The organism is Roseovarius arcticus, assembly GCF_006125015.1.
Classification (GTDB): Bacteria; Pseudomonadota; Alphaproteobacteria; order Rhodobacterales; family Rhodobacteraceae; genus Roseovarius; species Roseovarius arcticus.
This window is the reverse complement of sequence record NZ_SZZN01000001.1, coordinates 3854050-3880435: the sequence shown is the minus strand read 5'-3', so window position 1 is coordinate 3880435 and position 26386 is coordinate 3854050. Positions and strand designations below refer to the sequence as shown.

General features: G+C 56.8%; 21 protein-coding genes and 3 pseudogenes. 6 read left to right on the top strand and 18 right to left on the bottom strand.

Annotation, left to right across the window (positions count from 1 at the left end; all coding sequences use genetic code 11):
* Positions 1-304: 304 nt before the first annotated feature.
* Both MK6180000_RS18570 and MK6180000_RS21060 read left to right on the top strand, forming a co-directional pair.
* On the top strand, positions 305-2074 hold the full coding sequence (locus tag MK6180000_RS18570) for an LTA synthase family protein (RefSeq protein WP_138936089.1): 1770 nt from the start codon (positions 305-307) through the stop codon (positions 2072-2074).
* A gap of 206 nt (positions 2075-2280) precedes the next feature.
* Complete coding sequence (locus MK6180000_RS21060; RefSeq protein ID WP_212751927.1) at positions 2281-2487, top strand: diacylglycerol kinase; 207 nt, start codon at positions 2281-2283, stop codon at positions 2485-2487.
* Here MK6180000_RS21060 and MK6180000_RS21055 read toward each other — a convergent pair.
* Together MK6180000_RS21055 and MK6180000_RS18555 are read right to left on the bottom strand one after the other, a co-directional pair.
* Positions 2451-2615, bottom strand: a pseudogene (locus tag MK6180000_RS21055) (IS3 family transposase); the annotation flags it as partial. The gene MK6180000_RS21060 and the pseudogene MK6180000_RS21055 sit on opposite strands and share 37 nt — an antisense overlap.
* 203 nt (positions 2616-2818) lie before the next feature.
* Complete coding sequence (locus MK6180000_RS18555; RefSeq protein WP_138936088.1) at positions 2819-3061, bottom strand: transposase; 243 nt, start codon at positions 3059-3061, stop codon at positions 2819-2821.
* A 388-nt stretch (positions 3062-3449) separates the two neighbouring features.
* Between MK6180000_RS18555 and MK6180000_RS18550 the strand changes: the two are divergent.
* Positions 3450-4133, top strand: a pseudogene (locus MK6180000_RS18550) (IS6 family transposase).
* 246 nt (positions 4134-4379) lie between these two features.
* Here the strand turns inward: MK6180000_RS18550 and MK6180000_RS18545 are convergent.
* The 15 genes from MK6180000_RS18545 to MK6180000_RS18475 form a co-directional block, all read right to left on the bottom strand.
* Positions 4380-5435 (bottom strand): phosphotransferase, encoded by a 1056-nt coding sequence (locus tag MK6180000_RS18545; RefSeq protein ID WP_138936087.1) that lies wholly within the window; start codon positions 5433-5435, stop codon positions 4380-4382.
* Between the two features lie 33 nt (positions 5436-5468).
* A complete protein-coding gene (locus MK6180000_RS18540) occupies positions 5469-7556 on the bottom strand; it encodes a 3-hydroxyacyl-CoA dehydrogenase NAD-binding domain-containing protein (RefSeq protein ID WP_138936086.1) in 2088 nt (695 codons plus the stop codon).
* A gap of 17 nt (positions 7557-7573) precedes the next feature.
* Entirely contained in the window at positions 7574-8764 is a 1191-nt protein-coding gene (locus tag MK6180000_RS18535) for an acetyl-CoA C-acyltransferase (RefSeq protein WP_138936085.1), read from the bottom strand.
* Between the two features lie 36 nt (positions 8765-8800).
* Positions 8801-10261 (bottom strand): aldehyde dehydrogenase family protein, encoded by a 1461-nt coding sequence (locus MK6180000_RS18530; protein ID WP_138936084.1) that lies wholly within the window; start codon positions 10259-10261, stop codon positions 8801-8803.
* Positions 10262-10299: 38 nt separating this feature from the next.
* Positions 10300-10680 (bottom strand): carboxymuconolactone decarboxylase family protein, encoded by a 381-nt coding sequence (locus tag MK6180000_RS18525; RefSeq protein WP_138936083.1) that lies wholly within the window; start codon positions 10678-10680, stop codon positions 10300-10302.
* Positions 10681-10715: 35 nt separating this feature from the next.
* A complete protein-coding gene (locus tag MK6180000_RS18520) occupies positions 10716-11888 on the bottom strand; it encodes a CaiB/BaiF CoA transferase family protein (RefSeq protein WP_138936082.1) in 1173 nt (390 codons plus the stop codon).
* Positions 11885-12760 (bottom strand): NAD(P)-dependent oxidoreductase, encoded by an 876-nt coding sequence (locus MK6180000_RS18515; RefSeq protein WP_138936081.1) that lies wholly within the window; start codon positions 12758-12760, stop codon positions 11885-11887. Before MK6180000_RS18515 ends, MK6180000_RS18520 begins: the two co-directional genes overlap by 4 nt.
* Before the next feature lie 27 nt (positions 12761-12787).
* Positions 12788-14020 carry an acyl-CoA dehydrogenase family protein gene (locus MK6180000_RS18510; protein WP_138936080.1) on the bottom strand — a complete coding sequence of 411 codons (1233 nt, stop codon included), beginning with the start codon at positions 14018-14020 and terminating at the stop codon, positions 12788-12790.
* Positions 14021-14138: 118 nt separating this feature from the next.
* Complete coding sequence (locus tag MK6180000_RS18505) at positions 14139-14909, bottom strand: SDR family NAD(P)-dependent oxidoreductase (protein ID WP_138936079.1); 771 nt, start codon at positions 14907-14909, stop codon at positions 14139-14141.
* A gap of 40 nt (positions 14910-14949) precedes the next feature.
* The gene (locus MK6180000_RS18500; RefSeq protein ID WP_138936078.1) at positions 14950-16140 is read right to left on the bottom strand and encodes a mandelate racemase/muconate lactonizing enzyme family protein; all 1191 of its coding nucleotides are present in this window, start codon (positions 16138-16140) and stop codon (positions 14950-14952) included.
* Between the two features lie 15 nt (positions 16141-16155).
* Positions 16156-17760: a GMC family oxidoreductase gene (locus tag MK6180000_RS18495; protein ID WP_138936077.1), complete on the bottom strand. Its 1605-nt coding sequence runs from the start codon at positions 17758-17760 to the stop codon at positions 16156-16158.
* The gene (locus MK6180000_RS18490) at positions 17757-19433 is read right to left on the bottom strand and encodes an ABC transporter ATP-binding protein (protein WP_212751953.1); all 1677 of its coding nucleotides are present in this window, start codon (positions 19431-19433) and stop codon (positions 17757-17759) included. The genes MK6180000_RS18495 and MK6180000_RS18490 overlap by 4 nt, the downstream gene beginning before the upstream one ends.
* A 49-nt stretch (positions 19434-19482) precedes the next feature.
* Entirely contained in the window at positions 19483-20328 is an 846-nt protein-coding gene (locus MK6180000_RS18485) for an ABC transporter permease (RefSeq protein ID WP_246040629.1), read from the bottom strand.
* 79 nt (positions 20329-20407) lie between these two features.
* Positions 20408-21325, bottom strand: coding sequence for an ABC transporter permease (locus MK6180000_RS18480; RefSeq protein ID WP_138936074.1), 918 nt, complete (start codon positions 21323-21325; stop codon positions 20408-20410).
* Between the two features lie 79 nt (positions 21326-21404).
* Complete coding sequence (locus MK6180000_RS18475; protein WP_212751926.1) at positions 21405-22934, bottom strand: ABC transporter substrate-binding protein; 1530 nt, start codon at positions 22932-22934, stop codon at positions 21405-21407.
* A gap of 327 nt (positions 22935-23261) precedes the next feature.
* On the opposite strand from MK6180000_RS18475, the gene MK6180000_RS18470 reads away from it, so the two are divergent.
* Positions 23262-24149 (top strand): LysR family transcriptional regulator, encoded by an 888-nt coding sequence (locus MK6180000_RS18470; protein ID WP_138936073.1) that lies wholly within the window; start codon positions 23262-23264, stop codon positions 24147-24149.
* A gap of 81 nt (positions 24150-24230) precedes the next feature.
* Here MK6180000_RS18470 and MK6180000_RS18465 read toward each other — a convergent pair.
* Positions 24231-24317 (bottom strand): annotated as a pseudogene (locus MK6180000_RS18465) (transposase); the annotation flags it as partial.
* A gap of 233 nt (positions 24318-24550) precedes the next feature.
* Between MK6180000_RS18465 and MK6180000_RS20430 the strand changes: the two are divergent.
* Positions 24551-24688 carry a hypothetical protein gene (locus MK6180000_RS20430; protein ID WP_171054689.1) on the top strand — a complete coding sequence of 46 codons (138 nt, stop codon included), beginning with the start codon at positions 24551-24553 and terminating at the stop codon, positions 24686-24688.
* Between the two features lie 504 nt (positions 24689-25192).
* On the top strand, positions 25193-26332 hold the full coding sequence (locus MK6180000_RS18460; RefSeq protein WP_246040572.1) for a M23 family metallopeptidase: 1140 nt from the start codon (positions 25193-25195) through the stop codon (positions 26330-26332).
* The last annotated feature ends 54 nt before the right edge of the window (positions 26333-26386 follow it).

Here is a 26386-nt window from a genome sequence, read left to right as displayed (position 1 = left end):
GCCAGATGGAACTGAAATCGGAATATATTTCCACAACGACACAGACGCAGTTCGATCACATTGCCGCAACGCAGCATCCGACATGAAGGGCGGAAAGAGGAAGTTCGCTGCGGTCGCGAACCGGCCATGCCGCGGCATTGGAAGCAGACGCTAAAGTTACTTCGAAACAGGGTTTTTCGTTGCACTGCGGCATGGCGGACAACAAAAATCCGGCCTTTTTTCGGCCGCCGGACGACCTTTTAACTATTGGAATCAGATGTTAGGCTTTTTTAATATCGCAGTCGCAAAATAGTGGAGAGTTAGTGTGCTTAAGGTCACTGTTATTCTAGCCTACGCATTCATACCAACCCTGTATAGAGGCTACAATATCGAGCTGCGCCTTCGCGATTTGCTTGGCACCGAATGGCAAGGCATGGTCGAGGTATTGCGCAACGATTTTGTCATTCTCGCTCTTATCCTCGCTCTTTTGATCGCCGTCGTGTCGGTACAGTGGAAACCTGTGGCGATTGTATGCTTTTGCACGGCTGCATCGCTGCAGCTCTTCCTTATATTGGATGTGTTGCTGTTCGAGCAGTTCGCGGCACGGTTGAATTTTGCCGATACGATGAAATACGGCAGCTACGCTCTGAAATATATCACCGACCTCGGTTTCAAATTTCTGCTCGCTCTTGCCTTTGCCATTCTGGGTATTGTCGGGATAAAATACTTAGTCTGGCACCTTCTGCGCCAAAGTAAGGTTGGCTTGGCACCAGCCAGCGCGTGTGTTTTGCTCTTGGGCGAAACCAGTGCAGCGGCATGGCAGACACGCGATACAGGGTATGTTCATTATCGATTTTATCAAAACCTGTTTTCGCACAACTATACCGCAAGCCTAGAATTGAGACCTTACAGCGCCAATTTTGAAGCTACGTTGTCCAACCCCTTCGAACAATCGTGTAGAAGTGTGCCGACCATCGCGGGGCCAATTATATTTTATATGGTGGAATCGCTTTCTTCCTATCACTCGAACTTTTTCAGCGGGCTAAACAACTGGACGCCGGAACTTGACCGACTCGCACGGCGCAACTTGGCTTTGGTCAATCTATTTGCAAATGGCTTTACAACCGAGGATGGAGAACTGTCTCTTCTCACGGCTAATTTCCCCATCTATCCGCCAAACACGCTGACAAGCGGGGGCAGCACTAAATTTACGGGCTACTGGCACGTTGAACCATCTCTTGTCAGCGTGTTGGTGGAACGTGGATATGAAACCTATTTTCTGACGACCTCAGATCTCGCATTCTCCTCTACCGGTGACTGGATGAATTCGATCGGCTTCGGCCAAGTTGAGGGCAGTGAGGCTTCAATCTATGACGAATGGCCCCGATTTGCTTTTAATGCCGCACCTGATGCCGCACTGGTAGAGCGCATTATTCAAGTAGTTGATGAGAGTGCTCAAGAAAAATTGATCTTCGTGAAATCCGTTTCGAGCCATCACCCATTCATCCACCCCGAAACGGGCGAGCGCTCTGAAGAACAGGTAATCCGATACGTCGACCAACAGATTGCGTCTCTTCATGCTTCTCTAGATGAGCGTGGGTTCTTTGAAACAGGCCACCTTGTTGTTATCGGAGACCACCGCGCCATGCGTCCACTCGTGAGCGAAGAAGTCGAATTATTCGGATTTGAAAAGGCCTATACGCAGGTGCCAGCGATTGTTGTCAGCAATACCTTGGCTCCCGAATCCAAGACGGTCACTGCGCCGTATAGTCAGGTGGACATAGCTAACAGTTTCATAGGTCTTGGACGAGGAGAGATATGTACGAGTGCCGTGCGTGGCGCTGTTTTTGGCAACGAGCCTGTGTTGGCAGACTACATCATTCAACGCCGAGGCGATCAAAGAAACCAATTCAGTATCTTCTCTGACGACCGTGTGGGCGTTATCACTCTGAACGGGGATAAAACTGAACTCAGCGGCACTGGTTACACAGAAGAAGAGGCAGAGCAGATCGTGAAATTTATAAACTATTCCCGCGTACAGGCACGCGTCGCAAATGAAGCCTCGATTGCGTCAGTAGGTAGTGATGGCAGTTGAGAACCACCAAAAGAACAAAACAAGTTTCGACGCCTGTATCTTGCGAAGCTCGCCTGCCAGGGCAGGGTTTCGATACGCCTGCAAAAACTAGGCTGCCTTTAGGCTGGAGCTTTTTCTGACGTCAATCGCGCCTGTTTCGGTCATGCTCATCTCAGGCAACCACCTAAAGACCGCTATCGTTTTGAGTACCTGGAACTTGGGCTTGGTTGGTCGAGGTGCTGAATACCGCCATCGAATCCATTGTTGACCGCATTTCGCTGGAGCGACATCCGCCTTTCAGACGCAGCCAAGGATCTTGGCTCGCTTGCAGTGTTACTCGCCACGGTCAATGCTATGATATGGCGGTCATATGCTATTTTATTTTCACCTCAAAGCGTCAGCCGGATAACTTAACTGCAGGCCGGCGTTTGTAGCCAATCTGCGCCGTTATGCCCGCTAAACTTAAACTGGCTAAACGCGCAACACGGTTCTCAGAAAAGATCTCACCTGCATCGCGCAGATCGTCATGCAATTTGCGGTATCCATATATTTCCCCGCTATCGGCCCATGCCCTATGGCATTAGATCAGTCTGCCTCACATCTTCAAGCGCACGCGGGCTTAACGGTTCTTTAAGCCATGCGTAGAAGCCGCTGAAATGAACCATCAGCACGCGGCACATTGACCGCACCGAAAACTCAGTGCGGTGAGCCTCAATAGACGCATACCTCACTAAGACTCGCGCGCGAAGTATGCGGTCGCCTTGTTTAGGATTGTCCGTCCTCAGTGACCCGTGCCGACTCACGCTTCAACCGCCTGATCTCTGCCGCTTCTTCCGCGACCTCTGATCTGACCTGTGGCGACTTCGCAAACTGCGCCTTCCACGTGTACAGCGACTTGGTGCTAAGCCCCAGTGGCTCAGCCACTTCGCTGACCGCATATCCACGCTCAACATCCAGCGCTACGGCGTCCTGCTTAAACTCATCCGTAAACCGAATTCCCATACTCATATCTGTCTCTCCTTGGTTCCAAACTTACCAAGCAAACCGTCTGCAAATCTAGGGGCACCTCAAAGGAAGCGTTGCGCGGCCTGATTGATTGAATAGTGCTCCAGCCCTCCCCGACGGGCGGCAAGCTGGGCATTTATTTCGAAGGCGCCCTGGCGGCGTTGTTTACCCTCAGCTCGGGGGGCAGACGCCAAAAAGGCCTGAGTGAGAAAAGCTCAAGCCTTTGAAGATATTGAAAAATTAGTGTTGATTGCGGGAGAGCTTGATTTGGACACTGTTTCGCAAAACTTGCGGAAGCTCGCATTGGACGGTGAGTCCGATTGCGCTCGACTAAGCATCCTCGCGGTGGTGCCAAGTTGTTGACTGGCTTTGATGAAGTTATGCCATCTCCATGCACATGCCTACCACTATGCCGCGCCTGAAAGGCTTTCGTTATCCTCGTGAAGTCATTGCGTACGCTGTCTGGGCGTACCATCGGTTAGCCCTAAGCACGGCTGATGTTGAAGACCTGTTGGCTGCGCGGGGCATAATTGTCAGCCGGGAAGCGATCCGGCTTTGGGTCAATTGCTTTGGACAGCAGTTCGCAGATTGCATCCAGCGAGATCGTCCACTGCCGACTGATTACGAGTCGTGGCGTGACACATTGGTTGTGGCGCGCGGTCGACGCAAATGGCGGCTTTTTTGACATTCTCGTTCAGCTACAGCGAAACGCGAAAGCCGCGCGACGTTTCCTACAGCAGCTTATATCCCAATTTGGCGACCCGCGCGTAGCAATCACAGACAAGCTCCGCAGCTATATCAAGCCGACCAAGACACTGGCCCGGGACGCTGGCCACCGCGCGCACAAAGGCCTCAACATCGCGATCGAAGTATCGCATCGGCCGACCCGTAAACGGGAGAAGATATTTGGGCGATTTAAATCCCACCGGCAGGCTCAGAGGGTTCTATCTGCGCATGACCAGATCAATTTGATCTTCCGGCCGCGCTGGTATCGACTTACGATGTTTTATACCGCCACGCCCGCACCGATGCTTTCAACCTCGGGGCTGACTACATCGCCGAAATGGCGGCATGAGACCGCCTTTGCAAGACCTTCACAATTTGACGTAAACATCTTGGCAATGCCGTATAGTCGACCAGAAATGATCTTTTGAAGACCGCATAGATTTTGATATCTGGAATATGTTTTTGGCTGCGTTTGGATGCCCTTGGCCAACCGATGATGCTTCTTAAGCATAATCTTGAATAGAGGGTGAGTTATGACCATCACAATTTCTTGGCAGAGATAGTCTGCGAAGATCACTGTGCGGCCATCGCCTAATTAGAAATTTTCTTCGACAATCCGCCACGCGGACTCGGCACGGATCCGGGCCATATGACCAAGTTTCAGCGCCTTTTGCGACGACGCATTTCCGTCAAGGCCGCGCTTGTAAACGCCTTGGATGATGGCGGCGCTGCGGAAAAACGAGAACGCGACAAAGAATAGATGGTTGTCGATGCTGTCACGGCCAGAGTACTTGCAATAAAGATCAAGAAACTCCTGCTCAGTAGGAATTCCAAGCGCCTTGAAATCCAGCCCTTTGAACTGGCCGGTGGGCAGGCTGTCTGCGTGGTAGTTTGCGCAGACATATCCCAGGTCCGCCAATGGGTGTCCAAGGGTGCAAAGCTCCCAGTCCAGCAGCGCGACAACATCGGGTGACTGGTTGCTTACGATGGCATTGCCGGGCCGGAAATCTCCGTGAACAATGGCGCAGGAATCGTCATCCGGCAGGTTTTCAGGGAGCCACTCCATCAGGTTGTCCATTGCCGTGATCGTTTCGGTTTCAGTGGCGGCGTATTGTTTGCTCCAGCGGGCAATCTGGCGGCTGAGATACCCCTTTGGACGGCCAAAATCGCCCAAGCCTGCGGCATCTGGATCGACGGCATGCAAAGCTGCCAACGCACGGATCAGGTTGTCATAGAACGCACGCCGTTCGTCCGGCGACATCCCGGGCAGGCTGGGATCATGAAACACACGGCCCTCAACCATTTCCATAACATAGAATTCTGTGCCGATGACAGATCGATCCATGCACAGATGGAGCATCAGTGGCACCGGAACCGGCGTGTCACGCAGCGCATCCATAACGCGAAATTCGCGATCCACCGCGTGGGCCGACGGCAGTAATGTTCCCGGTGGCTTCTTGCGCAGCACGTATTTTCGCCCCCCTGCGATCAGTTGATAGGTCGGGTTGCTTTGGCCTGCGTTGAACTGTTGTACACGCAAATCGCCCGAGAAGCCGGACAGATGAGAGGCAAGATAAGTCTGCAACGTCGCTTCGTCAAAGCTGAGAGCCGCGCTGACGTCAATCAGGGCTGGGCCTGCGTTTTCGGTCATTGGTTCAATACCTTTCGTGGGTTTTTAGGCGCTCTACGCATTCATATCCGCAAAGCTTTGGCCGTTTTTCTGCATGTCCCGCAAGAGCTGTGGAACCTGCCAGAAATGGGCGTCTTCTGCGGCATAGGTTTCGATCCGGCATATCAGCGTGTCGATGCCGATCTGGTCGGCCATATGCATCGGGCCGCCACGGTGACGGGGAAATCCGTACCCGAATAATTCGACCGCATCGATATCGGCCGGGCGCAGGGCAATGCCTTCTTGCAGCGCTCGGGCTCCTTCTGCGATCATAGCGGTCAAGCAGCGCGCGACGATCTCTTCGTCGCTAAATTGCTCCGGGTCTTTCCCGAGGACGCGCCGCTCAGCCTCGGCAATTTCCGTAGCGCCCGGATTAACGGATGGTGCGTTGGACCCATCATAAAGGTAGTACCCCTTGCCCGTCTTGCGCCCAAACCAGCCTTGATCGCAGATCAAATCGGAGATGCGGGAGTAGCGTTCTTCGGGTGGCCGCGTCGCCGCCTTGCGCTGCCGGGTCATCCGGGCGATGTCCAGCCCGGCCAGATCGGACACGGAAAACGGGCCCATAGCAAAGCCAAAGCTTTCAAGCGCCGCGTCAATCTGGTCAAAATCCGCACCGTCCAGCAGCAGATATTCGCTCGCCTTGCGGTATTGCGTCAGAATGCGATTGCCGATGAACCCGTCACAGACCCCCGCGCGCACCGGAACCTTGCCGATTTTGCGCGCAAGGGCAAAGGCCGTCGTAACCCATTCCGGCGCGGTGCTGTCGGCGACAACCACCTCGACCAGGCGCATAATATGCGCAGGCGAAAAGAAGTGCAGCCCGATCACATCATTAGCGCGCGATGTAGCCGCAGCAATCGCGTTCACGTCCAGATAGGATGTATTCGTCGCCAGCATCGCACCGGGTTTGCAGATCGCGTCTAGTTTCTTGAACAGATCGGTCTTGGCGTTCATGTCCTCAAAAATCGCCTCGACGATCAGATCAGCCGACGCCACCTCTTCCAGCGCGTCGGTGCATGTGAGGTTTTTCAACGCGGCGGCATGGGTTGCCCCGGATAACTTGCCACGTCTCAACGCGCCTTCAAGGTTTTGTTCAACGCCGGCGCGCGCCTGCGCGACGCGGTCGCTTTGTCCCTCGACCAGTTGAACGGGGAATCCCCCCAAAAGGAAAGCAGTGGCTATGCCGATCCCCATGGTGCCACCACCGATCACGGCGACCGAGCGAATTTCGCGTGCTTCGCTGGCCCTTTCGGGGATCTTGGCAGTGGCCCGTTCGGCAAAGAATGCATGCACCAAACCGGCGCGTTCCGGGCTGTCCATCAGGTCCATAAATAGCGTTCGTTCATAGGCTAGCCCCTGATCAACGGGCAGGGTCGATGCGCAGACAGCGTCTAACGCCTTGAGAGGCGCGGCAAGCAATGGGCGCTTTGCCAATAGTTTGGCTCGCGCCGCATCGACCGCGGGCGGGTCGGGCGTGATCATCTGCGCATCAGTTTGGCGCGCGTGCAGCACTCCTGCAAGCACGTCGCGCGCCGCCTCCATTCCGGCCTCGCGCGGCGCACCCTCGACCAAGCGATCGACGATCCCAGTAGCGGCCGCCTCTGTATCGTCGACTTCGCGCCCGGTACAAATAATGTCGATGGCAGCGGCCAGACCGACCAATCGCGGCAACCGTTGTGATCCCCCCGCCCCCGGCAGCAGGCCCAGCTTGACCTCGGGCAGAGCAACTTTCAGCCCTCGTATCCCGACCCGCGCTTGCGTGGCTAAGGCCAGCTCCAACGCGCCGCCGAACGCGACACCATGCAAGACGGTTATCACAGGTTTCGCGCTATCGTTCAGAGCCTTAAGAACTTCGGGCAAGGTCGGCTGGACCGCTGCCTTACCGAAATCCCGTATGTCGGCCCCGGCGGAGAAAAAGCGCCCCTCCCCGTAAAGCACGATTGCGTTGATCGCAGGATCGCTCAACAAACGCGTATGGGCATCATGTACGGCTTTGCGCAGGGCGACACCGATAGCGTTGACCGGTGGCTTGCTTAGGCAAATCAGACCGATCTCGCCCTCAGTTTCGACGCGCACTATGTCCGTATTGTCATCTTTCATTTTCGCGTCCTCTCGCATTATCCAAGCCGTTCGATGATGAGGGCGATGCCCTGCCCAAATCCAATACACATCGACACACAGCCATAGCGCCCGCCGCTGGCCTCCAATTGCCGCAGCGCCGTCAGAATGAGCCGTGCGCCAGAAGCGCCCAGAGGATGGCCAACCGCGATGGCGCCTCCGTTCGGGTTCAGGCGTGGGTCGTTGTGTGCAATCCCCAGCGCCGAACAGCAGGCCAATACTTGGCTGGCAAACGCCTCGTTAATCTCGATGACGTCCATTTGGCCTAAGGTCATCCCGGCCCGTTCCAGCGCCTTGGGGATCGCATAAACAGGTCCGATCCCCATGATGCGTGGCGCGACCCCTGCGACGGCGCCCGCCAGAATGCGCCCGCGCGGCGCAGGCCCTAACCCGTCGCGTCCGATTAGCAACGCGCCTGCGCCGTCATTCACCCCCGATGCGTTGGCCGCAGTAACGACACCTGCGGGATCAAGCGCACGCAATCCTGCAATTTTCTCAAGGGTACTGTCTGGACGGGGATGTTCGTCGCAGTCTGCGGTGTCTACGGCGCCCTTGCGGCCCACTATGGTGATTGGCGTTATCTCACCCTGAAAGAAACCTCCGGCACGGGCGGCTTCGTATTTGCGCTGGCTGTCAGCGGCGTAGATGTCGCAATCTTCGCGCGAGATGTTGAAATCGGCCGCCAGATTGTCCGCTGTCTGCGGCATGGTATCGCCGCCGAAGGCCGCCGTGAAACGCGGGTTGGGAAACGGTTTGCCGGCGGTTGCGTCGTGAATTTCTGCCTTCCGGGACCACGCCTTGTCAGATTTACCCATCACGAAAGGGGCGCGGGTCATGCTTTCGACGCCGCCGGCAACGAACAGGGCGCCCTCACCCACGGTCACGGCGCGCGCCACGTCAAGAGCAGCTGCCATGCTTGACCCGCAGAGCCGGTTGACCGTCTGCGCGCCCACTGTTTCCGGCAAACCACTTAGGAGGGCCGCAAACCGGGCAAGGTTTCGGCTATCTTCGCCCGATTGGCAGACATTTCCCAGAACGACGTCTTCGATCATTTCCGGTGACAACGACGTGCGCGCCATCAGCACCTGGATGACCTGTGCCATCAGATCGTCCGGACGAATCCCAGCCAAAACGCCACCGTGGCGGCCAAAGGGACTGCGAATTCCGTCGTAGATATAGGCATCGAGCATGTACTTTTCCTTCTGCGTTTCGCTATCAGCCGCGGTTCAGGGGTGCGTGAACCTGCCTGATTCTTCCATCGCGTCGATTGAGGGCATCACCTTGATCTCAAGATATTCTTCCAGACCAAAGGCACCGCCCTCCCGGCCATTGCCGGACTGTTTGTAGCCACCAAAGGGCGAGCCATAGCTGGTGCCCTGACCATTGATCGCCACATTACCGGCCTGCAACTGCGCCGCCACGCGCCGCGCCCTGGTGGCACTGCCGGTCTGCAGATACGAGGCCAACCCGTAGACAGAGTCGTTGGCGATCTGAACGGCCTCATCTTCGGTATCGAAGGGGATTATCGACAGCACTGGACCAAAGATTTCCTCACGCGCAATCCGCATGTCGTTGTGGACATCGGCGAACACGGTCGGTTTCACGAACCAGCCGGTTTCCAGACCATCCGGTCTGCCCAGCCCGCCCGCCAAAAGGCGTGCGCCCTCGTCGATGCCGACTTGGATCATTTTCTGCACGCGGTCGTACTGCATCTCATCAAAGAGGGGCCCGATATGACCACCTTCTTTGGCCGGGTCGCCAATGGCCTGACTCTCTGCCGTGGACCGTGCCAGATCAAGAACCGCGTCGTAGCACGAGCGTTCCACCAGCATCCGGGTTGGCGCGTTACACCCCTGTCCCGTGTTCAGGAAACACCGGCTGACCGATGCTGTAACGCAGGCTTCAAGGTCGCAGTCTGCAAAGACGAGATTTGCAGATTTTCCGCCGAGCTCCAGCGCGACGCGTTTGACCGTCTCAGAGCTGTCACAAGACACAAAAGCACCTGCGCGGGTCGAACCTGTAAAGGACATCATCGCAATATCCGGGTGGCGGGACATAGCACTCCCGACCGTCGGGCCATCTCCGAACACCAGATTGAACACGCCTGCGGGATAGCCGGCCTCATGCACGCATTCAGAAAAGAGGGCCGCTGATAACGGGGTGTGCTCGGACGGCTTCAGCACGCAAGTCGCCCCAACCGCCAGTGCAGGCATGACCTTTTGCGCGATCTGATTGATCGGCCAGTTCCATGGCGTGATCAGCCCGCAAACCCCAATGGGATCCATTTGAACGATATCGCCATTGGGCAGTGACTGTTGTTCCTCCAGCGCCTCCAGCGCCGTGATGAAGGCTGCGGCGTGGCGGTGCCCGCAGCCAGCCTGCGCGCTACGGGCCAAGGTGATTGGCGCGCCCATCTCTTGACTGATCGCATCGCCCATTTCGTCATTGCGCGCTATCAACACCTGTTGCAGAGCGCGCAAAAGGGCCAGCCGCTCTGCCTTGGTGGTTTTGGAATAGCTGACAAAGGCCTTTGATGCGGCGACCACGGCGCGGTTTACATCATCGGCCGTGCCCAGCATTACTGTGCCGATCTGTCCCTCAGTCGCGGGATTCATGATCGGGAATTCACGCCCCCCCTGCGATGCGGTCCACGCGCCATCAATGTAAAATTTGTCGAGAGTTTTCATGCTCTGGCCCTTTGCCTATCGCTACCGCATCGCGCCCCTCAAAGAAGGCCGCGTTCCTCAAGAACCTTGCGAGCGGATCGGAAACACTCCAACGATTGCGGCACGCCGCAATAGATGCCGACGATGTGGATAATCGACCGGATTTCCTCTTTGGTGACGCCGTTGTTGATGGCGCCGTTGCAGTGGATTTCCCATTCGTGCATCTTGCCCAATGCCGCCAGCATCACGAGGTTCAACATCGACCGGGTCTTTAGGTCGATCGTCTCGTCGCCCCAGCCAAATCCCCAGCACCACGCGGTCATCGCTTCCTGAAAAGGGAGCGTGAAGTCATCGGCAGCTGCCAGATTCTTTTCGACATACTCGGCGCCGACGACGGCTTTGCGTTGCTTGAGGCCCAGTTCGAACAGATTTTCGTCCATGTTTTTTTCTCCGTTTTGTGTGACCCGCAGGTCGATTACGCAATGACGCCCTGCTCATAGAGCTCGGCAATATGTTCTTTTGGATAGCCAAGTTCGGTCATGATCTGGTTGGTGTGTTGGCCGACCGTCGGAGACTGAGCCAGAACGTCGCCCGCTGTGAAGGCCGGCATGCCGGGGATATTCGGCACCGGCCATGGATCATCGCCGCCGGCCTGCTGTAGCCATGCGAACACGCCGACAGCCTCGGACTGCGGGTGGCTCACCAGCTCGCTATAGGATTGCACCACTTCGTTCTGTAGCCCCGCCTGACTGAGCAAGAGCGACAGATCGGCAGCGATCCAGCCCTCAGTGATCTTGCGCAGATAGTCGTTTAGGTATTCGATATTTCGCAGTCGACCGCCGATGGTGCGGTATTCCTCATTCTGCCACAGCTCATCCAGTTCCAGCAGCTTGCAGAGGGTTGCAAATTCGGGGTCGCGCACGATGTTGATCTGGATGAAACCGTCGCTGGTTTTGAACGTGCCCGAGGGTGCAGTTGAGGATCGGCGGGGGCCACTCTTGAAGCCACTAAGAAGCCGGACGGCCTGGATGCTCGCCGCCGCTTCCAGCAGGCTAACTTCGATCTTGCGGCCCTTTTCATGATCGCGCCGCGCATATAGCGCCGCCGCCAAGGCCTGTTGGGCATAGAGCCCGGTGGACATGTCGAAATAGCTGACAGGGGTGTGATGCGGTGTCCCGTCCGTGCCAGTATTTTCAGACACGAACCCGCTGAACGCCTGCAGCATCGGGTCCATAGCTGGACGGTCGCGCATCGGCCCGCACTGACCGAAACCGGACACCGAAACGTAGATTAGGCCCGGATTAATTTCGCTCAGCCGTTCATAGCCATATCCCAGCCTTTCGGCCACGCCGGGGCGATACCCTTCAATAAAGACATCTGCCTGCGCGATAAGCTTGTCCACAATCTCGCGGCTGGGATCACGTTTGAGGTTAACCGCCATGGCACGTTTGCCCATATTGGCCACGATTGAATAGGCTGAGTGGTCGCCGTAGACCCCCCCGATCAGCCGGGCCCAGTCGCCGCCCTGCGGCTCAATTTTGATAACATCGGCGCCTTGTTGGGCCATCAGCATCCCGCAGTAGGGACCGGCCAACCCTTGGGACAGGTCAACGACCTTCAGTCCCTCGTATGGTCTCTCGAAACTCACGACCGGCTCCTCTTTTCCAAGACTTCAAAGACGCGGGTAAAGTCCGATTGTGGCGGCAGCTTTTCTTCGACGTCCTGCCAGATCTCGGCCACGCGTGTGCCCATTAGGTTTGAGGTTCCGGCGTCTTCGACGAACTGACTATAAAGCCGGACATCCTTGTTCAGCAGTTCCGCAAAAAAGCCCGCGTCATAGCTGCCTGTCAGGATGCGGTTGGGAAACTTGTCGGCGACGGCGGTGTTGTTACCGGTAGAGACCTTAACCACGTCAAGGATCGTCTTCATCTCGACCCCGTGGGACATGCCGAACAACACCGCCTCGGACGTGGCCGCCATCGCGGTGGCCGATAGGAAGTTGTTCAGGAGCTTCACCGCCTGCCCTTGCCCCGGCTGATCACCTACGTGAAAGCTGTTTGCGCAGAATAGATCGATGATGTGCTGGTGCCGCTTCATCTGGGCCTTCGGGCCGGCCCAGATGATCGTGATGGAGGCCTTCAGCGCGCCTTGCCGCCCGCCGCTAACTGGCGCGTCAACAAAGATCATGCCTGCCCCGGTTAAGGTAGCTGCGGCCTCTTTTGCAGCGTCAGGGCCGATGGTCGACATGTCAATGACGACCTTGCCGGCCACGTTGTCCATCGCCGCAATCTCGGCGGCCACAGCATTTACGATCTTGCCGTCGGGAAGCGACAGAAAGATAGTGTCGGAACGGTCGACGACTTGGGCAAGGTCGCGCGCCTCGGTGGATCCTTTGGGCGCACGGCCCGGTTCGCGGTCAAAACAGACTAATGGGGTGTCACCCTTGGCGATGAAGGCTGCCATAGGCTCGCCCATCTGGCCCAGACCGACGAATCCGATCACGGTGGGAAGTTTCAACATGTCGAGTTTCCTTCAAAAAATTCGGGTTTACGAGTTGCGATATTTGCGCAGTTCTAGCCGCGCGATCTGATCGCGGTGTACTTCGTCAGGGCCATCAGCCAAGCGGATCGCCCGCGCGCGGGAGTAGGCGTAGGACAGGCCGAAATCATTTGAGACGCCGCCGCCGCCATGCGCCTGAATTGCCCAGTCGATGACCTTGCAGGCCATATTGGGCGCTGCGACCTTGATCATCCCGATTTCCTTACGTGCTTCGCGATTGCCAACCTTGTCCATCTTGTCAGCAGCGTTCAGAACCAGCAGCCGCGTTTGATCAATCAGGATGCGCGATTCAGCGATGCGTTCGCGTGTCACACCCTGTTCGGACAAAGGTTTGCCAAACGGTTCGCGCTCCATCGACCTGCGGCACATCTTCTCCAACGCAACCTCGGCCTGACCGATCAGGCGCATGCAATGATGGATGCGCCCGGGCCCAAGACGGGCTTGCGCAATTTCGAAGCCGCGGCCTTCGCCCAAAAGGATGCTGCTGACCGGTACACGCACGTTGTCAAAGAGGATTTCCCCATGCCCGTGCGGCGCGTCGGAAAACCCGAAGACAGGTAGCATCCGCTTGATCGTGATACCTGGGGTTTCGCGCGGCAGCAGGATCATGGATTGCTGGCGATAGGCATCTTCGCCGTCGGGGTCGGTCTTGCCCATGAAGATGAACAATTTGCAGCGCGAGTCGCCCGACCCTGAGGACCACCATTTGCGCCCGTTGATCACGTAGTCGTCGCCATCGCGGATGATGGTAGAGCCGATGTTGCGCGCATCCGAAGAGGCAACGGCCGGTTCCGTCATCGCGAAACATGAACGGATTTCACCAGCCAGAAGCGGTTCTAACCACAGTTTTTTCTGTTCGTCAGTTCCGAAACGTTCCAGCGTTTCGATGTTGCCAGTATCCGGGGCCGAACAATTAAAGACTTCGGCCGACCACAGAGCGCGTCCCATAATCTCGCACAGGGTGGCATATTCCAGGTTGGTCAGACCGCCGCCGCGTTTGCTCTCGGGCAGGAAAAGATTCCACAAACCGGCTTCCCGCGCCTTCGGCTTAAGTTCTTCGATGATCGGAACTGCGCCCCAGTTTTGCCAATGCTCGATACCGTAGCCCATCTCTTGCAGCTGCTGCTGGTAGACGTCTTGGTTGGGGTAGATGTGTTCCTCCATGAAAGCATTCAAACGTTCACAGAGATCCTTCACCTTGGGGCTGAATTCAAAATCCATTGTTTTTACTCCATATTTTTCACATCTTGGGCCAGAGTTTGGATGCAAGCAGCCGCGACCTGTCGGTCGTGACGCCGCTCGCCTCGGCGCGTTTCAGGTTTCTCGCTTTGTGGTTGGTTTACGGGCCCACGATGGTTGTGCCCCCGTCCACGACAATCACTTCCCCGGTTATGAAGCGGGCAGATGGGCCGGCAAGGAACGCCGCAACACCGCCGATGTCGTCAGGTTCGCCAAGGCGGCGGACCGGGGTTCGGGAAATTCGGTCATCCCGTGTTGCCTCGTTTTCCCACAATGCGCGGGCAAAATCGGTCTTTACCAAGCCGGGCATGATGCAGTTGACGGTGATGTTGCGGGGCCCCCATTCCACCGCCAGCGACCGGACAACGCCGATATCGGCGGTCTTTGAGATGCCGTAGGCGCCCAATGTCGGTGAGCCACGCAATCCTCCGATCGATGACACGATGATGAAACTGCCGCCTCCGCCCTCGGCCATATGCGGCATAGCGGCGTTGGCGAACCAGATTGCGCTGTGCACGTTCGAGGTCATCACCTTGTTGAATGCCTCGTCCGAAAGCTCCGTCAACGGGCCATAGACTGGGTTGACCGCCGCGTTGGCGACAAAGATGTCGATCTGCCCCCAGGCGTCATGGGTTTGCTTTACCAGATTTTCGCAGTCTTCACGCCGCGAGATATTGCAGGCGACCGCCATCGCCTCTCCTCCAGCCTCGCGGATTTCTGCAACCGCATCCTCGCAAGCATCAAGTTTGCGGCTGGCAATAGCGACCTTGGCACCCATCGCGGCAAGGTGGTGCGCGATGGAAAGGCCGATCCCCTTGCTGCCGCCGGTCACAATGGCAACCTTGCCTTCCAGCGAAAATGGATTGTTCATTGGATCATCTCCCTAACTGTCCTTTGGCAGGTCCGCGCGCTCACGCCGGGGTGTCCTGCATCCGCAATTGCAATCGATCGCCATCGTAGGGGTTGGCCTCGGCGACCTCTTCATTCAACTCGACGCCAATCCCCGGCGCTTTTGGCGGAATGAGATAACCGTCTTCCCAACGGATCGGCGTTTTCAGAATCTCGGCGTGGAAACCGCCCCATTGTTCGATCCCCTCCATGATCAAGAAATTTGGGCTACAGGCAGACACTTGTATGTTGGCGGCACCCACGATGGGGCCGCAAAACAGGTGCGGCGCGATCTGCCCGTGGAACGCTTCGGCCATTGATGCAATTTTCTTGGCCTCAAGAATGCCACCGACACGGCCAAGGTTCATTTGCAGAATTGAGGCAGCGTCTTGGCGCAGAAGGTCGGCAAATTCGTATTTTGTGGTAAGACGCTCGCCTGTCGCTACCGGGATTGATGTGCCTCGCGCCACCCGGGCCATGCCGGCAATATTGTCCGGCGGGGTCGGCTCTTCAAACCACAAAGGATCGTGTCGCTCGAGCCGTTTGGCCAGCCGGATTGCGCCCGCCGGGGTCATCTCACCGTGCGTGCCAATCAAGATGTCGCAGCGCGTGCCCACCGCTTCGCGCACTCGGGCCGTATAGCGATCCGCCAGATCCAGCGTTTCCATCGACAACTGCCGCGGATCAAAGGCTGTGTAAGGGCGGGCAGGGTCAAACTTGAGCGCTGTGAACCCCTGTTCGACATATTCCAGCGCTCGTTCCGCCGCCGCGTCCGGATCGTCATAGACCTTGTTATTCGATGCGGCCTCGGGCGGGGCGTTCAGATAGGTGTAGCTGCGCAGACGCTCATGCACCTGACCGCCAAGAAGTTCATAGACCGGTTTGTCCAGCGACTTGCCGATGATGTCCCACAGGGCAATCTCGATCCCGCTAAAGATACCCATCACTGTCGGGTCGGGTCGCTGCGAAAAACCGCTGGAATAGACCAGTCGGAAATGGCGTTCGATCTTGAACGGATCGGCACCCACAAAATGGCGTTCGAACAGATCGTCGATCATCGCCGTCAGCACTCTTGGGTGAAACGCCACGCCATAGACTTCGCCGTAACCTACGGTGCCACAATCGGTCGTGACCTTAACAAATACCCAATAAGGCCCGCCCCGATGGATCGACTTGTTTGCGACGACGAACGTTTTGATGTCTTTGATTTTCATGTTCTGTCTGGCCCCTTAAGCGATGTCTTCAAGGATCATGTCGGCAGCCTTTTCGCCGATCATGATGCAGGAAGCGTTGGTGTTTGCTGAAACAATCGTCGGCATGATCGATGCATCCGCGATGCGTAGTCCATCGAGCCCGTGCACCTTTAGCCTGGCATCGACGACTGCAGTCTGATCCGTGCCCATCCGGCAGGTGGAACTGGGATGAAAAATGGACGCGCCATTGTTGCGCACGTAAGTTAGCAGCGCCTCATCATCGACCACGCCGGCACCCGGCAACATCTCTTCGCTGATATAGTCGGTCAATGCCGACTGAGCGGCGACGGTGCGCACCAGACGCATACCTGCGACCATCGTGTCGCGGTCCACTTGGCTGTCCAAATAATTGGGCTGAATGACCGGTTTGTCGCGGTAATCGGGGGACTTGATCCGCACATGGCCACGGCTTTCGGGACGCAATTGGCACATTGTCACGGTAAATCCGGGAAACGGATCCAGCCTGCGCCCCCGCTTTTGGGCACTGAACCGCAGAAAGTGGAACTGTACATCCGGCGTTGCGCAATCTGGCCGAGTCTTGGCAAAGACACCAACCTGCCCCGCGCTTAAAGACATCGGCCCGCTGCGGTCTTTTAGCCAGCGCAGTGCGACGGCTACCTTGCCGGGCAATGTGCGCACCTCGTCGTTGACAGTGATCGGCTGGGAACAGCGATATTTGCTGCTGCAGGTGTAGTGGTCTTGCAGGTTTTCGCCAACTTCGGGCAGATCGTGCAGAACCTCGACCCCATGGTTGCGCAGATGCTTTGCCGCGCCGATGCCGGAAATTTGCAAGATCTGGGGCGAGTTGATTGCGCCAGCCGCCAACAGCACCTCACGACCGGCGCGGATCGTTTCGATCTGGCCGTTGCGCTCGGTCTCGACGCCGACAACCCGGCGGTTTTCGATAATCAACCGGCGCACCATCGTATCCGTCTGGATGCGCAGGTTAGCGCGTTTGCGGGCCGGATTCAGATAGGCAGTTGCCGCGCTGCTGCGCCAGCCATTGCGGGTTGTGACCTGAAAATACCCAGCGCCCTCTTGGTCGCGACCGTTATAGTCTGGATTAGTGGGAATGCCCGCTTCTGCAGCCGCCTTGATATAGGCATCGCATAGGGGATTCTGGCTGGCGCTAGAGACGCCCAACGGGCCTTCGCGCCCATGATAGGCCTCATCCAGTCCCTCGATAGATGCCCCTTCGGCCCGGCGGAAATACGGCAACACGTCGTCATAGCTCCACCCGACATTACCTAGCTGGCGCCAATGATCGAAATCCTCGGCCTGACCGCGAGCATAGACCAGACCATTGATCGAACTGCATCCGCCCAGAACCTTTCCGCGCGGCCAGTCGAAACTGCGATTCCCGGATTCTGGCACGGCTTGGGTTTCATATCGCCAGTTGATCCGGGGATTATCCATCGTGCGGTAGTAGCCGATGGGAATGTGAATCCACGGGTTGGAATCTTTTGGCCCTGCCTCAAGCAACAGCACACGCAAATTCGGCATTGCAGACAGCCGGTTAGCCAACACACAGCCGGCCGAACCTGCCCCCACAATGATAAAGTCGTATGCCGCATCGCTCATCGCCCAAGCACTCCCTGAACGGCGCTGCCATCGACCTGCGGGGCGAATTCGGGGAACGATGGAATTTCCCATCCCTGCCCCGGCTGAGCCGCAATAAGGGCCTTCGTGTATTCATGCTGCGGCGCGTTAAAGATCTGGCTCACATTGCCGCGCTCGACAACCTCACCGTGCTTCATGACGATGACATCGTCACAGATCTGCGCTGCGACCCTCAGATCGTGGGTGATGAAAATCACCGTCAGCCCCATCTGGTCGCGGATATCGTTGATTAATTTAAGAACTTCGCGCTGGATCGACACGTCCAGCGCCGATACCGCCTCATCGGCGATCAGAACCTTTGGTTTGACCACCAGCGCACGTGCGATGCAAAGCCGCTGACGTTGACCGCCGGAAAACTGGCTTGGATATCGGTGGATGGAATATCGCGGCATCCGCACGATATCCAGCAGCTCGTAGACCCGCTCCCACGCTTCCTTGCGGGATACACCGAAGTTCACTGCGCCCTGAATTAGCTGGCTGCCAATGGTACGGCGCGGGTTTAGCGACCCGTAAGGGTCCTGAAAGACGATTTGGATGTCCTTGCGGTGCTGGCGCAGTTCTGCCGCGCTTTTCGCCGCAAAATCGACACCAGAGATGTTGATTGAGCCACTATCGGGATCAATCAGCCGCATCAGGCAGCGCACCAGCGTGGTCTTGCCCGAACCGGATTCCCCCACAATGCCCAGCGTTTCGCCGCGCCGCACCTGAAAGGATACGTCACGAACGGCTGCGACGGTGCGGCTTTGCTTGAACATACCGCCGGAGGAATGAAACGTCTTGTTCAGTGACTTGACTTCAATGACCGGAGGGCTGGTGGATTCGATCTCTTCGCGATCTTCGGCGCGGCGCGGCACCGCATCGATCAGGGCACGCGTATAAGGGTGCTGCGGGTTATTCAGAATTTCGTCTGCGGTGCCCTGTTCCACGATCTGGCCATGACGCATAACCACCACACGGTCGGCGATTTCCGCGACCACACTAAAGTCATGTGTGATGAACATGATCCCAGCGTCGTGTTCGGCATTCAACTGTTTGAGCAGATGCAGGATTTGCGCCTGCGTCGTCACATCCAGTGCGGTCGTGGGCTCGTCCGCGATCAGCAGCTTGGGGTCCAGCGCCAGTGCCATGGCAATCATGATCCGCTGCCGCTGCCCGCCGGACAACTGGTGGGGAAACGATCCGAACAACCGCTCCGGGTCCGGAAGCCGCACTTCTTCGAGCAGTTTCATCACCCGCTGTCGGCGCTCTGCTGCACCAAAAGAGCGGTGGACGCGAATGACCTCTTCGATCTGCTGACCGACTGTGTAGGCAGGGTTCAGCGCGGTCATCGGTTCCTGAAAGATCATCGCCATACGGTCGCCGCGCAAGCGGTTGTGCTCATTTGGGGACAGCGAAAGAACATCTCGACCGTCAAATTCAATGGTGCCGCTGGTGATCTTGAGGTTCGAGGAGAGCAGCCCCATTGTGGCGAGCGAGGTGATCGACTTGCCCGATCCGGATTCGCCCACGACGCAGAGGATTTCCTTGGGCCGGACGTCGAATGTCAGGTTCTCTACAGCGTTTGCGCGCTCGATCTTGACCGGCAGAGCGACCGTCAGATTCCGTATCGATAGAATTGGCTTTGTCGTGTCCATCATTGATCTACCAATCTTGCCATGTTGAGTTGCATGTTCGGGGACGGCATCAGTTGTTGTCTTCTGGCGCTGTGATGTCGCGTAAACCGTCACCGACCAGGTTGATCGCCAAGACCAGCAGGAATAGTGCCGTCCCGGGCACGGCAATCAGCCAGCCATCAAAAAACATCAGACCCTTGGCGTCAGAGATCATCAGCCCCCAGCTTGGCTCGGGCGGTTGCACGCCCAGTCCGAGGAAGGACAGTGCGGCCTCGAGCAGAATGGCGTGAGCCATCTCCAGAGTTGCGATAACGATAATATGGTTCGAGATGTTGGGCAGTACCTCGGTCATTATGATGCGCAAAGTAGAGCTGCCCAGCGCCTGGGCCGACGCCACAAAATCAAGGGCGCGCACCTGTTGCGTGGCGCTGCGCATGACCACGGCAAAGCGATCCCAGATCAGCAAGCCGATGACCCAGACCACAACCGTCAGCGACGATCCAACCAGACTGACAACGGCCAGCGCCACCAAAACCACCGGCATCGACAGGCGCGTGGTGATGATGAAGTTGATCACCATGTCAACGCGGCCGCCGAAGTATCCGGCGCAGACACCCAGCGCGGTACCGATCACACCTGAAATCAGCATGGCCGAGAAGCCGATCAGCAGAGAGATCCGCGCGCCGTAAATCAGACGCGAGAGGTAGTCCCGCCCCAAATTGTCGGTCCCCAGAATGTGGTCCCATGTCACCTTGGGGCTGTCGAACCAAACCGGCGGGATCAAGCTGCGTGACAGAATTTGTTCGTAGGGATCATGCGGGGCAATCATCGGTGCCAGCAGGGCAATCACGATGATTACGACAATGACAACCGCCCCGATCAAGAAGCCCCGGTGGCCCAAAGCAAGCGATAGCATCAGTTTCACGGGTGATTTCACGTCTTCCGCGCGGACAAGTCCTGCGGTGTCTGTGACTTTCAGCTCAGTATCCTGCATCTCAAGCGCTCCTGATCCGTGGGTCGAGCCAAGCGTTGATCACATCCGCCAAGAAAGTCAGGAGGATATAAAAAATGCTAAGGACCAACACGATGGCCTGCATCATCGGCAAATCGGCGCGCTGAATGGATTCCCATGCCAGATAGCCCAAGCCGTTGATGGCAAAAATTGTTTCGATGACGATGGACCCGCCGAGCATGAAGCCGAACTGAACTGCAGCGAGTGACACGACCGGGATTATAGCGTTGCGCAAGGCATGTTTGAACAGAACCGAACTACTGCTGACACCCTTGGCCCGTGCGGTCCTGATGTAATCCGAGCGCAGCACTTCCAGCATGCCTGCCCTTGTCAGGCGCATTACGCCGGGTGTGATGTAATATCCCAGCGCAACCGCCGGCATGATGAAATTGGCCCAGCTGTCGGTGCCAGAGATAGGTAGCAGCCGCCAATTTATTCCGAACCAGAGGATCATGGTCAGTGCGAACCAGAAACTGGGCATCGCCTGTCCAACTACCGCCAGCAACAGCGCCAGCCGGTCGATCAAACTGTTAGGCCGGACCGCGGCAACGACACCTAGCGGGATAGAAAGAGCCAAGGCGAACATCAACGCAAAGGCACCCAGCATCATCGTCGTGGGCAACCGATCAAAGATGACGTCGCCAACCGGTTGCTTGAGGTAGAGTGACTGGCCGAAATCGCCGGTCGCCGCCTTGGTCAACCAAGAAACGTATTGCACCAGCACCGGCCGGTCAAAGCCATAGAATTCGCGGATACGTTGCACTTCGGCCTCGGACGCGTTTTCGCTGGTCATTGCAATCGCCGGGTCGCCTGCAAGATAGGTCATCGAGAAGGTGATGGCCGACACTGAAAGCGCAACCAAGATTGCCAACCCAAGACGCCTTATCAGAAATCTCAACATCTGTTTGATCGCTCCGTTGTAAAGATTGGCTGAGCTCCCGGCTTGCGCCGGGAGAGAGCCTTCTTTGCCTACGCGTCAGTTACTTCCACTTTGCCGAATAGAACCGCGGGATTTCGTCCGACGTGGGGACGAAGTCGAGGTCATTCGAGAAAGCGTAGTACTTCGTGTAGGTGAACATCGGTAACCAGTAGAGCTCTCCGGAAATGATGCTCAGAGCTTCGGCATAGGCTGCCTCGCGCTCTTTGGGATCTATCGTGGTATCACCGCGTTTCAGTGCCTCTGCCGTGCGCGGATCCATAGCGGGATCATCCTGTCCACCCGAGAAGAAGTGGCTGGTGATCGCGGCAACATCCGGGATCGAGCTTGACCCCCATGTCATGTGGTGAAGCGGCGGAACGCCCTCCCAAACCAGCTCAACCAACTTGCTGTACTGCAGGTAGTTCAGGTTAGCCCGGATGCCGACATTCGCCAGATCGCCGATAACAGCCTCGGTGAATTCACGTTCGCGATACGCATAGAGGTCGAATGTGAACCCGTCCGGATATCCCGCCTCGGCAAGCAGTGCCTTGGATTTTTCGGGGTCATAGTCCCATTTTGGCACATCATCAGTACAGCCGAACTGTTCCGGGTGGCACGCTGAATTGATGACAACCGAAGCTGGCCCAACAAGGTTTTCGGCGATGGCCTCACGATTGATCGCATGAGCGACCGCTTGGCGCACCAATTTGTTGGTGAAGAAGTCCTGCCCGGAGCTGCCATCAACATCAAAGCTCAGGTAGGATATGCGCAATGTCTTTGCATTGACGACCTGAACCTGGCCGCTGTCCGCCATCCGGAGCGCTTGCTCTTTGGGAACATCCCAAATCCAGTCAAGCCCGCCGGTCAGCAATTCGGCGATTTGCGTGTTGTTTTCCTTGATCGCGCGGAACTTGATTTTACCGATTTGGGGCGTGCCCTTGGCACCGCCTTCGTAGTAATCTTCAAACCGTTCCCACAGAACATATTCACCCGACTTCAGTTCGGTCATTTTGTAGGGGCCGGCGCCGACTGGTGCCACCGCACCGTAATCTGGCTTGCCGTCCGGTCCTTTGGGCGCGTCGTCATAGTGACCTTCTGGCACAATCGAAATTTCGTTTGACAAATACGCCATGGAATTTGGGTAGGGTTCGTGCAGCTCAATCCGAACTTTGTACTTATCCAGTTTGATTGCCTCCTTCATCCAACTGGCCTGAGAGAAGGTCAAAACGCCGTTGTCTTCATTTGAGATGAAATTGACTGTGTAGACCACATCGTCAGCATCAAAGTCGCTGCCGTCGTGAAATTTGACACCCTCGCGCAAATCGAACTCGACTGCGGTGTTGCCTTTCCACTCCCAGCTTGTCGCCAGTAGCGGCTCATAATCTCCGCTGTCGGGGTTCAGCAGAATCAGACCATCCCAACCCATGTGCCCCATAATCAGCAGCTCACGAGCTGTGTTATAATACGGATCAACGACCGATACTTCGCGGTCCGTGGCCCAGTTCAACGTATCATCAGCCTTCCCGGCTAGCCCTGGCATGGCAGTCGTCGCCAATAGGACCGCCGCAAGGGCGAATTTCTTCAATACCATAGTGTATTTCCTCCCAGAAATTTCAATGAACGCGAAGTCCACACCACATTTTGTCGGCTCTATCTGACTGTGACCTGTGATTTTCCCGCACCAAATTATCAACGCCGCCGGGCTTGCACTTTCGATACCCTGACATCAGGATTTTCTTAGCAAAGCTTTGGCTCCACCTTGACCACCTCCTCGTGGTCACAGATGCAAAACGTCCTATCTGCGGGCCAATTTGGACTGGCACGCCGATATTAACGTTCAGTTAGGAGCTTGACGCGGCATAAAGCAAATTCTAATTTTTCATCACTTCATAAGATAATGTGATGGGGTAGCTGAACTATGTTGCGTTTTAACCTGCGGCAGATCGAAGCCTTCCGAACTGTAATTGAAACCGGCAGCATGACCGAGGCAGGTGTAATGCTGGGCGTTACCCAGCCAGCGATCAGCAGGTTGATCCGGGATCTAGAGGACCAATACGGCTTACAGCTCTTCTCCCGCCACGCCGGTCGAATCGAGCCAACCAAGGATGCCATTGCACTGCATGTCGAGGTCGAACGTTGCTACGGCGGAATGGAGCAGATGGTCAAATTCGCCACCGATCTCGGGACATTTCGCAGACAAAGACTGCGCGTAGCGTCGACGGTAGGTCATTCATATTTCTTTCTGCCGAAGGTCATCAAAGCCTTCCATGAACGATGCCCGGGAGTCACCATCTCCCTGCGCAGCGGCCTGTCGCCGGAGGTTGTCGAGCTGATTGAAAAAGGCCAAAGCGACATTGGTCTCGCACTGCTTCCTTTGGATGTGCATGGCGTCATCATTCAGGAAATGCCGGAAACCAGTCTGGTGTGCATCATGCCCAAAGGTCACGCTCTCGCTGCGCTGCCAGAGATCACGCCCCGAGAGCTGGAACAGATACCCCTACTCCTGATTTCGGAAAGCAGCCTGATGAGGAAGCGCTTGCTTCAAGCCTTCAATGACGCCGGTGTCACGCCCAATGTCATCGTTGATTCCACCTACACCGGCCCCATCTGTAGCCTTGTGGCCAGCGGCATGGGAGTGTCGATAATAGATACAATGACTGCGGATGCCTATGCCGGCCAAAATATCGAAATCAGGCCCTTTAGCCCAAGCATCCCGTGCGAGCTAAAGCTGGTTCTCCCAGCAACGCAGGCATTGTCCAAGCCGGCAAAGGTTTTCATCGAAATTCTTCAAGACCAGGTAAGTTAAGCCGTCCGTTCGAAAATGCGATTTGTGTAAAAAGGGCGTTTGCAACACGTTGCTATCCCGGAACTGTCCATGTCGGTTCTACGAACAGCTGGAATGGTCTGGCACACGATCAGCAAGATCGATGCGACAGACCCAGCGATAGGCAAAGTTTCGATGCGTCATAAACATCGCCTTCGTCCCAAATCTGGGAGGCTAAAGGAAATGTCTCACGAGTGACGGCCCTTGGCCAAAGAATTCCTGATTGAAATCATTTAGGAATTTGGGATGATCCGCATTTAATCCGGCTTTGATATCCTCAAATATCTGCCCATCGACTGGCGAGCGAAGTGATCGACAAGATTGTTCATTGCAGCGAGGCGCAGATCGAAGACGCGCTCAAGGTGCCCACATGAACTTAAAACATGCTGGTCGAGGGCGCCGCTACGTTGGCTCTTGCCGGGTATCTGGCGGACAAGAAGAAATACGCTGGGCAGACCTCCGCAATCCTTCTCTGCGGCGCAACTTACGAAACAGAGCGATTGCAGAAACTGTTGAATTGATCAGCGAGAGCCCGCGTATTCCTTTTTCGTCCTGCAAATCAACCCGCAAAACCGAAGAGCTGCCTCATGGCACGGATGCCGCCTGCGACCCATGGGTGCCTACCATGAACATGACCGCGTTCGATGGGCACAGACGCAACCGCAACCTAATCACTGGATCGGTAACAACGGTCCGGACAGTCAGTATCCCGGTGCTGCCGTATCGGAAGTGCAGGACATGCCCCTCTCAGATGTCAGCTTTCAGAATGGCGGCGGGGCAACGCCGACATTGATCGGCCGGGATTGCAAAGTCCGGCTTCGCGAACCAGTAAGCACTGAAGAGACATAAAACTGACGGACGGTGGAGAATAGATGAGGTTGCGATACTGGACCGTCCTTATTGTCCTCGGTGGCACCGTGCTTGGCCTATCGACGCAATGGGAAAGGCAACCCCGAGACCAAGCCGCTCTTCCTGACATCACATCGGCCCAACTGGAGAGTCGGACCGGGTCGACAGGCGCCCCGATGGGAAACGATGATTCGATGACTGGTCAAGCTGCGGAGGGAGCCGACATGCCGACGCAGGCCGATGACGCCGTGACCTGGACGCGAGTTGTGGACGCTGGCGACAGTCTTTCGGGGCTCCTCGCCGAGGCCGGCCTCGACACCGATGCAAGCATCGAAGTGACCGGTGCGATCGGGTCCGAATACGATCTGCGGCATCTGAAGCCGGGACACAGCATCGCCGTGACGATATCCTCCGATGGTTTGCCCCGAACCGCTACGCTCGAAATCGAAGATGGCACGCGCATTTTGGCCACTTTCGGTGCCGCACCGTCGGTTCAGAAGGTGGCGCCCGACCTTGACAGCGTCCGCCGAGCGGGAGAGGCAAGAATCGGAAGTTCGATCTATGCCGCACTGGATGATGCAGGCATTCCTACCAGGTTCGCGACCGACCTCGAGCTGATCCTTGCCGGGGCATTTGATCTGCGGACAGCTCTCGCTGGCGGTGAGCACATCCGCCTGCTGTGGCGCGAGTACGTTTCTAACGGCCGAGAGGTCGGTGAACCGACCATCGATTTCGCGCAACTCGATGTGGCCGACGGGCGTTATGAAATCCTGTGGCCAGACGACAAGTCCCGGCGGACTAGGATTTTCAGGAATGGGCAGCTCGTGCAGACGTTCGTCCAACCGATCCGTGGCGCACGCCTCAGCTCAGCCTTTGGACTACGGATGCACCCCATTCATGATAATATGCGGATGCACAACGGCGTGGATTTCGCGGCCAAACAGGGCGCGGTGGTCGCGGCGACACAATCTGGCAAAATCGCTTTCATGGGCAAGCGACGTGGTTACGGGCTTTTGGTCGAGATCGAGCATGAAAGCAGCACCCGCACCCTTTACGCTCACCTGAGCGCAGTAAACGAGGCGTTGCAAGTTGGTCGGCATGTCGGCGCCGGAACAGAGATCGGCCGTGTCGGATCGACAGGTACGTCAACGGCGCCGCATCTTCACTACGAAATTCAGGTCAAAGGCCGACCTGTATCCCCTCTTGCCGACACACGGTTGCGCGGTCCGGGCAACGACACACAAGGCGCGGGGGAGCCACTTCTTAGGGGCGGTATGCAAAGCGAACTTGACCGACTGCTCGCATCAAGAGGCTAGGGTCAGGACCCATAGAAAGCCTTGATGCTGGTTTGCCGTCATGATTCACCGCCC

Coding starts and splice junctions, on each gene's coding strand:
- MK6180000_RS18460 (WP_246040572.1), top strand. CDS start 25,193: ATGGGAAACGATGATTCGATGACTGGTCAAGCTGCGGAGGGAGCCGAC.
- MK6180000_RS18500 (WP_138936078.1), bottom strand. CDS start 16,140: ATGAAAATCAAAGACATCAAAACGTTCGTCGTCGCAAACAAGTCGATC.
- MK6180000_RS18535 (WP_138936085.1), bottom strand. CDS start 8,764: ATGCTCGATGCCTATATCTACGACGGAATTCGCAGTCCCTTTGGCCGC.
- MK6180000_RS18510 (WP_138936080.1), bottom strand. CDS start 14,020: ATGGATTTTGAATTCAGCCCCAAGGTGAAGGATCTCTGTGAACGTTTG.
- MK6180000_RS18480 (WP_138936074.1), bottom strand. CDS start 21,325: ATGTTGAGATTTCTGATAAGGCGTCTTGGGTTGGCAATCTTGGTTGCG.
- MK6180000_RS18495 (WP_138936077.1), bottom strand. CDS start 17,760: ATGAGCGATGCGGCATACGACTTTATCATTGTGGGGGCAGGTTCGGCC.
- MK6180000_RS18545 (WP_138936087.1), bottom strand. CDS start 5,435: ATGACCGAAAACGCAGGCCCAGCCCTGATTGACGTCAGCGCGGCTCTC.
- MK6180000_RS18540 (WP_138936086.1), bottom strand. CDS start 7,556: ATGAAAGATGACAATACGGACATAGTGCGCGTCGAAACTGAGGGCGAG.
- MK6180000_RS18515 (WP_138936081.1), bottom strand. CDS start 12,760: ATGTTGAAACTTCCCACCGTGATCGGATTCGTCGGTCTGGGCCAGATG.
- MK6180000_RS18555 (WP_138936088.1), bottom strand. CDS start 3,061: ATGAGTATGGGAATTCGGTTTACGGATGAGTTTAAGCAGGACGCCGTA.
- MK6180000_RS18475 (WP_212751926.1), bottom strand. CDS start 22,934: ATGGTATTGAAGAAATTCGCCCTTGCGGCGGTCCTATTGGCGACGACT.
- MK6180000_RS18505 (WP_138936079.1), bottom strand. CDS start 14,909: ATGAACAATCCATTTTCGCTGGAAGGCAAGGTTGCCATTGTGACCGGC.
- MK6180000_RS20430 (WP_171054689.1), top strand. CDS start 24,551: ATGCTGGTCGAGGGCGCCGCTACGTTGGCTCTTGCCGGGTATCTGGCG.
- MK6180000_RS18470 (WP_138936073.1), top strand. CDS start 23,262: ATGTTGCGTTTTAACCTGCGGCAGATCGAAGCCTTCCGAACTGTAATT.
- MK6180000_RS18525 (WP_138936083.1), bottom strand. CDS start 10,680: ATGGACGAAAATCTGTTCGAACTGGGCCTCAAGCAACGCAAAGCCGTC.
- MK6180000_RS18530 (WP_138936084.1), bottom strand. CDS start 10,261: ATGAAAACTCTCGACAAATTTTACATTGATGGCGCGTGGACCGCATCG.
- MK6180000_RS18490 (WP_212751953.1), bottom strand. CDS start 19,433: ATGGACACGACAAAGCCAATTCTATCGATACGGAATCTGACGGTCGCT.
- MK6180000_RS18485 (WP_246040629.1), bottom strand. CDS start 20,328: ATGCTATCGCTTGCTTTGGGCCACCGGGGCTTCTTGATCGGGGCGGTT.